Genomic DNA, 10,343 nt, shown 5'->3' with positions numbered 1-10,343 from the left:
CCTTGGCGCCATCAGCGCCGCTGCCAAAAGCCGCAGCCTCATCGTAGTCGACGATCCAGCGACGGAAACCGTCGCGCACTTTGCTGAACGAATCACCCCCACACTCACACCCTATCTTCTCTACGTCCAGCGCGACTACCTCGCGCTGTCTCTTGCCGCGAGCTGCGGCGTCGCCGCCTGTCTTGGCATACGCCTCATGGACGCCGCCCTCCACATGCTCAACGACATGAAAACCTTCGCCCAGACCGCCGTCGCCGTCGCCGCCGACGGTCCCGGAAGAGGGCGGCAAGGATAAAAAGGGGCTGCTAAAATAAAAAGAATGGTATCATCCGCTGTCTCAATGGATGATACCATTCTTTTATTTCTTTTCCGCTTTCGCCGCCGACTTCATCGGAGCCGCCGTCCTTGGCGCCGTCTTTGCCGAAGCCTTCGCCAGATCTTCGACCGAGACCGCGCCTTCCTGCGGCGCAGATACATGCTGCGGACGCGTCTTAAGCTCAATGCCCGCACGCGGATTCATCTCGCTCCTTCCCTTGAAGATGCCGCCATCCTCAATCTGGAAAGCATTGACTTGAACATCGCCGATAAGCTGCCCTGAGCTGTGGATCGTCAGACTCTCCTCCGTGCGTGCGTTGCCATGCACCGTCCCCGATACATTCAAGGAGCGTGCCGAGACATTGCCCGTGACCATGCCCGTCTCGCCGACGATCACCGCGCCCGAGAGCTTCAGCTCGCCCTCGATCTCTCCGTCAATGCGTAAGTTTCCCGTACCGCTGACCTCGCCCTGAATCCTCGTATTCTTGCCGATGACCGTTTCTATATCACCTGCGGCAGGACCTTCATCGCGCTTTCTCATCACACCAAACATAGTCTCCCCACTTCCTATAGATAGCTCGCCGGATTCACGATCTCGCCATGCAGATGAATTTCATAGTGCACATGCGGTCCCGTAGAAAAGCCCGTACTGCCCATATAGGCGATCATCTCGCCGCGCTTGACGTGCTGCCCTTCGTGCACGATCACCTCAGACGCGTGACCGTAGCGCGTAAGAATGCCGTTGCCATGATCAATATCAACCATGTTTCCATAGCCGCCCGCATTCCAGCCAGCCGCCGTCACGACGCCGTCTGCTGTCGCCACAATCGGCGTGCCTGTATCGTTGGCAATGTCGATTCCCGGATGGAAATCCGTACCATTCCAACGCCAGCCGAAGGGCGAAGATATATCCCCCGACGTCGGCCAGCCCGAAGGCACATTGCTTGGTACGTCCGTCCTTGCCAGCTTATCCGCTTCTGCCGCACGCGCCGTTGCCTCTGTACGCTGCCTTTGGAGCTGCGCCTCAAGCTGCGCCAGGCTTTCACGCCGCGCAGGCAGTCCGCGCGACACGGCGTCGAGCGCACGCCGCACCTGCGAAACCTCCGCCGGTACACTAGGACCTCCCTGCCCCGTATGCTTGGCAGACTCGTCCTCTGCATTTTCATCCAACAGACGGCGCAGCGTCTGTTCACGCTCCGTGAGCTTTTCCATCTCCGTTTGCAAATTTCTTGCCTCTTCCGCAAGCTGTGCAAGCTCTGCCTGCCGCCCCTTCTCATCCGGCGTCTCTCGCGGCGCCGCGATAGAGCCGGCGCCGCCAACACTGTATGACATATAGCCGAACCCGCCAAGCAGAAGAACTGCGCCCGCTGCCAAAGCAGCCGCCCAGATCTTCAGCGTGCGCATCGAAAAGCTGTAACTTCGCACTGTCTCACCTTGATGCGGGATAAACTTCAGCGTGTACTCACGCTTGTCCGGTTTCTTTCCCTTCGTAGTCAAAGATCGATCCCCCATATATGCAAAAGAATGATAAAGCCTTTTCTCATACAACTGTTATTATACCATAGACAAAAAGGCAATATCAAACTATTTTAAGAAAACGCTGATAAAATAAAGTCATCCATCTTTGCACAGCGCAGATATATAAAAATCGTTTGCTGAATTTATCCGTGATTCCTATGGTACGGCAAATCGGCTGCAATGCTTCAAGATTCGCGGGCTTGTCGCACCTAAGATTTCGTAGCCTCAGCGTCGCTGGACAACGATCTCTAAGGTGCTCCTGCGCCCTGTCGGGCTTGTCGCACCTAAGATTTCGTAGTACAATAGACGAAGCTTTGGGGGTTGCCCCGCAATATTGACTGATCAGGAGGGAAACGTATGTCATTGATGGATGCACTGAAACATGCCGACCCGGAAGTTGCCAAGGCGATTGATGGTGAACTTTCGCGTCAGCGACATAAGCTCGAACTCATCGCCTCAGAAAACATCGTGAGCCACGCCGTCTTAGAAGCGCAGGGCAGCGTCCTCACGAACAAGTACGCCGAAGGCTATCCTGCCAAGCGCTATTACGGCGGCTGCGAATGTGTCGACGTCGTTGAAACGCTCGCCATCGAACGCGCAAAAGAGCTGTTCGGCGCAGGCTATGCCAACGTACAGCCGCACTCGGGCGCACAGGCGAACATGGCGGTATTCTTCTCACTTCTTTCACCCGGCGACACCTACATGGGCATGAACCTCACGGACGGCGGACACCTCACGCACGGCAGCGCCGTCAACATGTCGGGTAAATACTTCCGCGTCGTTCCATACGGCGTTGACAAGGAGACGGAGTGCATCGACTACGACGCGCTCGAAAAGCAGGCGAAAGACGTCAAGCCGAAGCTCATCGTCGCCGGCGCCTCTGCCTATGCGCGCATCATCGACTTCGAACGGCTGTCTGCCATCGCCAAAACCGTCGGTGCCTACCTCATGGTCGATATGGCGCACATCGCCGGTCTCGTCGCGGGCGGCGTACATCCTAGCCCGCTGCCTTGGGCGGACGTCGTAACAACGACGACGCACAAGACGCTTCGAGGCCCCCGCGGCGGCATGATCCTCACGAAAGACGCCGAATTCGGCGCGCAGTTCAACAAGGCGATTTTCCCCGGCATCCAAGGCGGCCCCTTAATGCACGTCATCGCCGCCAAAGCCGTCGCTCTCCATGAAGCGCTGCAGCCTGCTTTCAAAGAATATGCCGCACAAGTCGTCAAAAACGCCAAGACACTCGCCGCCGCCTTGCAGGAAAAAGGCTTCCGCATCGTCTCAGGCGGCACGGAAAACCACCTCATGCTCGTCGATCTCCGAAACAAAAACGTCACGGGCAAAGAGGCGCAGCTCATCCTCGACGGCGTCGGCATCACAGCGAACCGCAACACGATCCCCTTCGAGCCGCTTTCACCCTTCGTCACCAGCGGCATCCGTCTCGGATCGCCTGCACTCACGACGCGCGGCTTCAAAGAAGCAGACATGGAAGAAGTCGCCGCCATCATCGCGCTCGTCCTCGACCAGCCGACGGACACGGCCGCGCAGGAAGAAGCAGCAAAGCGCGTTGACGCCCTTTGCCAAAAATATCCCCTTTATGAATGAGGTGCCGCTATGTATCTGGAAGATGTAAGAAAAGAAGGTCTCACGGTCAACATCGTCGATCATCCGCTCGTGCAGCATAAGTTGGCGCTCATGCGCCAAAAAGAAACGGGTTCCAAAGACTTCCGCGAACTCTTGGAAGAAATCGCCATGCTCATGGTCTATGAGATCACACGCGACCTGCCGATGGAAGAAGTCGAGATCGAAACGCCCGTCGCACCCTGCCGCGCCAAGATGCTCTCGGGCAAGAAACTCGCCTTGATTCCCATTCTGCGCGCCGGTCTTGGCATGATCGGCGGTATACAAAAGCTCATGCCCGCCGTGCGCATCGGTCATATCGGACTTTACCGCGATCCCGACACGATGCAGCCCGTCGAATACTACTGCAAGCTGCCGACCGATCTCGGTGAACGCACGATCATCGTCGCCGATCCCATGCTTGCAACCGGCGGCAGCTCCATCGCCGCACTGAGTCTCTTGAAAAGTAAAGGCGCAAAGAATATCATCCTGCTCTGTCTCGTCTCCGCCCCCGCCGGAGTGCGTACCGTAAACGAAACGCATCCCGACGTTCCCATCTACGTCGCGGCCGTCGATGATTACCTCAACGAGCGCGCCTACATCGTTCCCGGTCTCGGCGATGCAGGCGACCGCCTATTCGGCACACTATAAGAATCACACGCATAACCGTCCACTTCGTGGACATTGTGCGCCGCCCTTACCGAAAACCACGCAAAAAATTTCCCCTTCGCTAAAAAAACACTTGCATTTCTCCGCGCCTTTCTGTATAATATGCTTTGTTCGCGGGCACGAGCCTGCAGAACAAAATTGCTCGGTTAGCTCAGTTGGTTAGAGTATCACATTGACATTGTGGGGGTCACTGGTTCGAATCCAGTACCGAGCACCATTTGTCTATTAAGCAGTCATCCTCTGGATGACTGCTCCTTTGTTATATAGAGCTTTTTCGAGGAGGATTGCAACATGAACATCGGCAAGAAACTTCGCGCGGCTATCCTCGCCGCCCTTTTGACGTTCGCTCCGCTGCACAGCGCCGCGCCCGTCGAGGCGGCGGCGCTCAACCCCGTGCTGATCGGCATGTCCGCACTCGGCGGCTACCTCGCCTACCAAGGCACCCTCAAGGAGATGCTTGCCATCGGCAACAACGTCGACTATCAGATCAGCGGCTTGAAACAAGATATGGAAGAAAACGGCGAGGACAAGGACGCGCTGAACCGTGAAGTCGTCGACCGCGTGCTCGGACGGCTCACAGAGCATGGCGAATATGCGCTCTCCATCAACTCCCTGCCATTCCTATGGCGCGTGAACGCAAGCGACGCCTTCAACGCCGCCTGCTACCCGACCGACTATATCACCGTGAACCGCGGTCTCGTACGCGCCCTGCACCACGACGAGGACGAGCTTGCCGCCGTCCTCGGACACGAGATGACGCACGGTCTCCGCCAGCACAGTGCGAAAAACTACGCCAAAGCCGTCGCCGAATCGTACGCCGGCATCGCCATCGGCTCAGCAGCCGACAACCTCGACTGGCAGAAGCTCAACGCCATCGTCGGCTACGCCATCGCCAAAGACGTAACGCTGCCGAGCGAAATCGAAGCCGACGAAGGCGGCTTTTACCTCATGACAACGGCGGGCTTCAATCCCGGCGGCGGCGCAGCGGCGATGGCACGCATGGCGTATTACCTGACCTACGAAACGCAGGACATTCGCGAGTACCAAGACCCATTTGAGGATCCGAACGCGCCGAACTACAACGACCACCCCGCCATGTTGGAGCGCATCGAGCGGCTTGCCGGCATGATGTGCGCCTACGGCATGGGGCATGTCACTGTCAAAAACGGCGCAGACGTCTACATCGACGGCGAAAAACTCCTGACCGCCGACTGGGACGCCGACTACAACAACACGCAGGAAAACGCCTACCTCATCGCCGGCGGCCTCGCCAAAGCATTCCATGACCACGCCGCCTTCGCCGATTGGCAGTTCACGACCGCACCAAACGGGCGCATCTCCTACCTCAACGAAGACCGCGTCTACGAAAAGCTCAAGAAGTTCGTCGCACGCCATCATGCAGAAGAGCGCCTTGCGATGCTCGTGCGCACCGCCTACGCGAGCAGCGAGGACAAAACGATGCGCAAAAAAATCGCTGCCGAAGAAAAAGCTCGCAGCGATACATGGCAGAAGATCCGAGAAAAGGCGCTCGACGCCAAAGGCGAACTCGTCAAGCAGCTTCGCTACAACGCCGATCGCTACAGCGACAATGGCATGGCTAAGGAAGCGCTTTTCCTCATGGAACGCGCCTTCGCCGCAAAAAATCCCGACGATATCGCAGAAAACTATGCCATTCGCGGCCGCGCACGCGCCGTCGCCGGCGACTACAGCGCCGCTCTCGCTGACTCTGACCACGCCGTTGAGCTCGATGCGAAAAACATCTACAACTTTCTCAACCGCGCCGACGTCCATCGCATGATGGGCGAGCGCGAAAAGGCGCTCGCAGATCTCGAAAAGTCGCAGGCACTCGATGAGAAGAACCCCTTCATCTACAAGATGCGCGGCGAAATTTACAACGAGACAGGCGAAAAAGACGCGGCGCTCGCTGCCTACAAGGACTATTGGAGATATGCGCCGAACGCGCAGGACATCCCCGATGAGTATATGAAAGACGTCGACGCCGAAGCCTACGACAAGATCATCAAGGAGCGCGAAAAGAAGGAACTGGAGAAAGCCGAAAAAGAAAAAGATAAAATGGGCGAAAAGACTTAATTTCTTCCGCAAAAATTTCGATAAAGAAGGCAAAGGAGATAGGATGCAGCGATTTTATATACTGCTCTACCATAAAACGAGGTGTGAAAAATGGGAATAATGGCTGGTATTCTCGTACTTCTTCTTACTTTGCTCTTCCTTGACGACATGGAGCTTACGGCGATCTCTCTCATCATTGCCATCCCTTTGGCGGTGACGTATCAGCTCACCGATTCCGTTGTCGCCGCCGCATTTACAACCTTCGCCATCCTCCTTGTCTTGGGGCTGCTCTATCGCTATCGCGAAACAGCCTTGCAGATGCGAAAATAACCGTCGAACCTTCCAAAGGAAGAGTTGCGTCCGCATTCTTTTCAAGCGGCGCTGCTCTTCCTTTATTTTATCGGCGGACAGGCAATACCAACGAAAATAAATTATTTTATCGGATTGGAAAAATTTTCTTTCCGATTTTGAATTTTTTTCGTGCAATTCTGCCGATACTATGCTATAATAGATTTGCGGCAAGTAGACAATCAAGATCTACACGCCTATTCTGCCGTGTTTTACCAAAACACAGGGGAAGTAGGCCAGCCACTGATTCTTTCCCTGTGTTCTCTTCATAGCTGGAAAAGAATCCCAAATACGAGATATAAGCGCTGCACGCCCATCCGATACGATGCTTGTGCAGCTCTTTTTTGTTCTATAAACAAAAATCCTATGCGACCGATTCATCGAGCATCATCACGATCCATCTCAAATCACACATACAAAAAGCCGCCTGCAGGCGGCTTTTTGTATGTGCAAACCAAATCTACATTTCTCCCCAAAGAACGATCTCATTCAGCTCTCGCGTCTTTTTCATATCAATCACGCGCTGATTGCGGCTGCCGCGAAACGGGAGCGTGAGGTCGCGTTCAGCTTCTTCATACGCGCCGTCCACGAGGACATCAACCTCATCGAGCAGTGCATCGACGGCGCGCTCGTTCTGTCCTTGCAGGTATTCGAGCGTATAGCCCGTATACGCCCAAACGTCCATGCCATGTTCATGCACCTCACGCGCAAGGCTTGCAAGCGGCGCAGCCTGACAAAAAGGCTCACCACCCGAGAGGGTAACACCGGTCAGCAAAGGGTTTTCGAGTACATGTGCAAGAAGCGCCTGCGTGTCCATCTCTCGCCCGCCCCTAAAATCATGCGTCTTTGGATTGTGGCAGCCGGGACAATGATGCGGGCAGCCCTGCGTGAAGATGGTGTAGCGAAGTCCCGCCCCGTCCACGATGGAATCCGATACCGTTCCCGCAAGTTTAACTGATGCCATGCTTGACTCGGTCGTGCTCTTCGGCGCGTTTCGCGTTGTTCCAGCGGTCAATCGTGCCGACGAGATACCCCGTGATGCGCCGGATGCGCTCGAAGGGGCGACCATCCTCCTTTCTGCCGCAGCGCGGGCAGATATTGTCGATGATACCATTGTAGCCGCAGACAGGATCGCGGTCGACGGGATGATTGACCGAGCCATAGCCGATGCCTTCGTCGTGCATGTAGCGCACGATCGCTTCAAAGGCTTGGAGATTCTTCGAGGGATCGCCGTCCATCTCGATGTAGCTGATGTGTCCGGCGTTCGTCAGCGCGTGATACGGCGCTTCAAGACGAATCTTCTTTGCCGCCGCAATCGGGCAGTAGACGGGCACATGGAAGCTGTTTGTGTAATAGTCTCGATCCGTGATGCCCTCGATCTCACCGAAGCGCTTGCGGTCAAGGCGCACAAAGCGGCCGGAAAGCCCCTCGGCGGGCGTCGCCAGAAGCGTGAAGTTCAGCCCCGTGCGCTTTGCCTCCTCGTCCATGCGGCGGCGCATGTGCCCGACGATGGCAAGCCCGAGAGTCTGCGCCTCTTCCGACTCGCCCTGATGCTTGCCGATGAGCGCTTTCAGGCATTCGGCAAGACCGATGAATCCCATCGAGAGCGTGCCATGCTTCAAGACTTCGGCGATCTCATCGTCGGGACCGATCTTCTCCGAGTCAATCCACACGCGCTGCCCCATGAGGAATGGATAATTCCTGCCCTTTTTCGCGCACTGGATCTTGAAGCGATGCAAAAGCTGGCGGATGACAAGCTCCGTCAAGCTGTCAAGCTCACGGTAAAATACATTGAGATCGCCCTTAGCGAGGATAGCGAGACGCGGCAGGTTGATGCTCGTAAACGAGAGGTTGCCGCGCCCGCATGTGACTTCACGCTCGGGATCGTGGACGTTGCCCATGACGCGCGTACGGCATCCCATATAAGCGACTTCCGTGTTGTAGTCGCCCTCCTTGTAATACTGGAGATTGAACGGTGCATCAAGAAAACTGAAGTTCGGAAACAGACGCTTCGCTGAAGTTTCCATCGCGAGACGAAAGAGATCGTAGTTCGGATCCCCTGCATTGTAGTTCACGCCCTCTTTGACTTTGAAGATCTGCACGGGGAAGATCGGCGTCTCACCGTTGCCAAGTCCTTCCTGCGTCGCGAGCAGGAGATTCTTCATGACCATGCGGCCTTCGGGCGAAGTGTCCGTACCGTAGTTGATCGAGCTGAACGGCACCTGTGCGCCTGCGCGCGAGTTCATCGTGTTGAGGTTGTGAATGAGCGCTTCCATCGCTTGGAAAGTCGCATTATCCGTCGCGTCAAGCGCAGCCGCGTAGGCATAATCATGCGCACGCGCCGCGAGCTTTTCGGAGATTTCCTCATAGCCGCACGCCTTTTGGTGCGCGGGCAGAAAATCGATGAGAGCCTCTCTGTAGACGTCCGCACCACCGATCGTAACGCCCAAGGGCAGAAGCGAGCGGCGAATCTCCTTTGCCAAGAGCTTCGCGTCATCCTGCTTCATGGCGAGCGTGATGGCAAAGAAGTTCGCGATCTCCTTGAAGTAGAGTTTGCGGAAGGTCTTCCTTACGCCCGGCGCCATCGAATAGTCGAAGTTCGGGATCGCCTGCCCGCCGTGCATCTCGTTTTGATTTGCCTGGATGGCGATGCAGCCGAGTGCGGCATAGGAGCGGATGTCGTTCGGCTCGCGCAGATAGCCGTGACCCGTCGAGAAGCCGTCCTTGAAGAGTTTCAAGAGGTCGATCTGGCAGCACGTCTCTGTCAGCATATAGAAATCCTTGTCGTGGATATGGATGTCGCCGTCGATGTGCGCCGCTGCGATATCTTTGGGCAGGATGTGATGGTCGATGAAGTACTTCGACCCTTCCGAACCATATTTAAGCATCGTTCCCATCGCCGTATCGGCGTCGATATTTGCATTCTCTCGCTTGATGTCGGCGTCCTTGGCGCGCTTGAAGGTCAGCTCGTTGTAGATGTCCATAAGGTCGCCCTCAGCGTCGCGAATCTTCGCATGTTCCGCACGATAGAGGATGTACGCCTTCGCCGTCGAGGCGAAGTTGTTCTTGATGAGCACCTTTTCCACAGCATCCTGAATGAATTCAACGGCAGGCGTCTCTTCCCCCTCAATGCGGTGAATGACGCTCTTCGTGAGCTTTTCGAGCTGCTGCTGGGAAAACGTCTCGTCGATGGACTCAAGATTTGCCTTGCGGATGGCGTCGGTGATCTTCTCGGCATCAAAGGGCACGACTTGCCCCGTACGTTTTTGAATATTTTTGATGGTCATATCTATGATCCTTCCCTTGTAGTTTTTGTGTTGTTAAATTATACAAGATATAGATTTCTTGGTCAAGGGACTAAACTACATATTGTGTTTTATCCACAAGAAAAGCCCCTTTTATCCACAAGGAAAAAGGGGCTTCATCCTAGATTTTTCAAGGCTTACGCTACGGAGAAAGATTCTTTAGAAAAAGTTATGCACAGGCAGCCGTTACTCCTTCGCCTGTATGATTGTGCGCATGGGGAACGGGATGTCGATGCCCTCCTTGCGGTAACGGCGCGTCAAAGCCTTGATGAACTCGTGCTTCAAGAGGAACTGGTTGACGAAACTGCTCGTGCGCAGCACGACATCGAATTCGATGGCAGAGTCGCCGAAGGTGTGGAAGCGCACGACGGGATCACTCTCAACGCCGTGATCGAAGGCTTCCATGACCTCGTTCGCCACCGCAAGGGTCACCCGCTCCACCTCGTCGAGATCGCTCGCATAGCTGACGCCGACGGGGATGGCGACGGAGATTTCCTG

8 protein-coding genes, 1 tRNA gene and 2 pseudogenes are annotated in these 10,343 nt (G+C 55.7%); 6 read left to right on the top strand and 5 right to left on the bottom strand.

The annotated features are described in order from the left end of the window. A pseudogene (locus ACTTKG_RS06485) lies at positions 1-295 on the top strand (nicotinate-nucleotide--dimethylbenzimidazole phosphoribosyltransferase); the annotation flags it as partial. A 63-nt stretch (positions 296-358) separates the two neighbouring features. Here ACTTKG_RS06485 and ACTTKG_RS06480 read toward each other — a convergent pair. Beyond that, positions 359-868 (bottom strand): bactofilin family protein, encoded by a 510-nt coding sequence (locus ACTTKG_RS06480; protein ID WP_442673420.1) that lies wholly within the window; start codon positions 866-868, stop codon positions 359-361. A gap of 14 nt (positions 869-882) precedes the next feature. Continuing rightward, positions 883-1,812 carry a peptidoglycan DD-metalloendopeptidase family protein gene (locus ACTTKG_RS06475; protein WP_442673419.1) on the bottom strand — a complete coding sequence of 310 codons (930 nt, stop codon included), beginning with the start codon at positions 1,810-1,812 and terminating at the stop codon, positions 883-885. 378 nt (positions 1,813-2,190) lie between these two features. Here ACTTKG_RS06475 and glyA point away from each other — a divergent pair, with 378 nt between their 5' ends. The 5 genes from glyA to ACTTKG_RS06450 all read left to right on the top strand — a co-directional run bounded on the left by glyA (position 2,191) and on the right by ACTTKG_RS06450 (position 6,522). Then, a complete protein-coding gene (gene glyA, locus ACTTKG_RS06470) occupies positions 2,191-3,438 on the top strand; it encodes a serine hydroxymethyltransferase (protein WP_442673418.1) in 1,248 nt (415 codons plus the stop codon). A gap of 9 nt (positions 3,439-3,447) precedes the next feature. Beyond that, complete coding sequence (gene upp / locus ACTTKG_RS06465; protein WP_442673417.1) at positions 3,448-4,104, top strand: uracil phosphoribosyltransferase; 657 nt, start codon at positions 3,448-3,450, stop codon at positions 4,102-4,104. 158 nt (positions 4,105-4,262) lie between these two features. Continuing rightward, positions 4,263-4,339: transfer RNA gene (locus ACTTKG_RS06460), tRNA-Val, on the top strand. A gap of 74 nt (positions 4,340-4,413) precedes the next feature. Next, positions 4,414-6,213 (top strand): M48 family metalloprotease, encoded by a 1,800-nt coding sequence (locus tag ACTTKG_RS06455; protein ID WP_442673416.1) that lies wholly within the window; start codon positions 4,414-4,416, stop codon positions 6,211-6,213. 90 nt (positions 6,214-6,303) lie between these two features. Next, a complete protein-coding gene (locus ACTTKG_RS06450) occupies positions 6,304-6,522 on the top strand; it encodes a hypothetical protein (protein WP_442673415.1) in 219 nt (72 codons plus the stop codon). A gap of 478 nt (positions 6,523-7,000) precedes the next feature. On the opposite strand, the gene nrdG is transcribed toward ACTTKG_RS06450, so the two are convergent. The 3 genes and pseudogenes from nrdG to ACTTKG_RS06435 all read right to left on the bottom strand — a co-directional run. Then, on the bottom strand, positions 7,001-7,504 hold the full coding sequence (gene nrdG / locus ACTTKG_RS06445; RefSeq protein WP_442673414.1) for an anaerobic ribonucleoside-triphosphate reductase activating protein: 504 nt from the start codon (positions 7,502-7,504) through the stop codon (positions 7,001-7,003). Then, positions 7,491-9,827, bottom strand: a complete 2,337-nt coding sequence (locus ACTTKG_RS06440; protein ID WP_442673413.1) for an anaerobic ribonucleoside triphosphate reductase — start codon at positions 9,825-9,827, stop codon at positions 7,491-7,493. The genes nrdG and ACTTKG_RS06440 overlap by 14 nt, the downstream gene beginning before the upstream one ends. A 204-nt stretch (positions 9,828-10,031) precedes the next feature. After that, positions 10,032-10,343, bottom strand: a pseudogene (locus ACTTKG_RS06435) (mechanosensitive ion channel family protein); the annotation flags it as partial.

Origin of the sequence: Selenomonas sp., assembly GCF_052169755.1 — a bacterium.
Taxonomy (GTDB): Bacteria; Bacillota; Negativicutes; order Selenomonadales; family Selenomonadaceae; genus Selenomonas.
The sequence above is the reverse complement of the archived record's forward strand: the minus strand, read 5'-3'. Positions and strand labels throughout refer to the sequence as shown.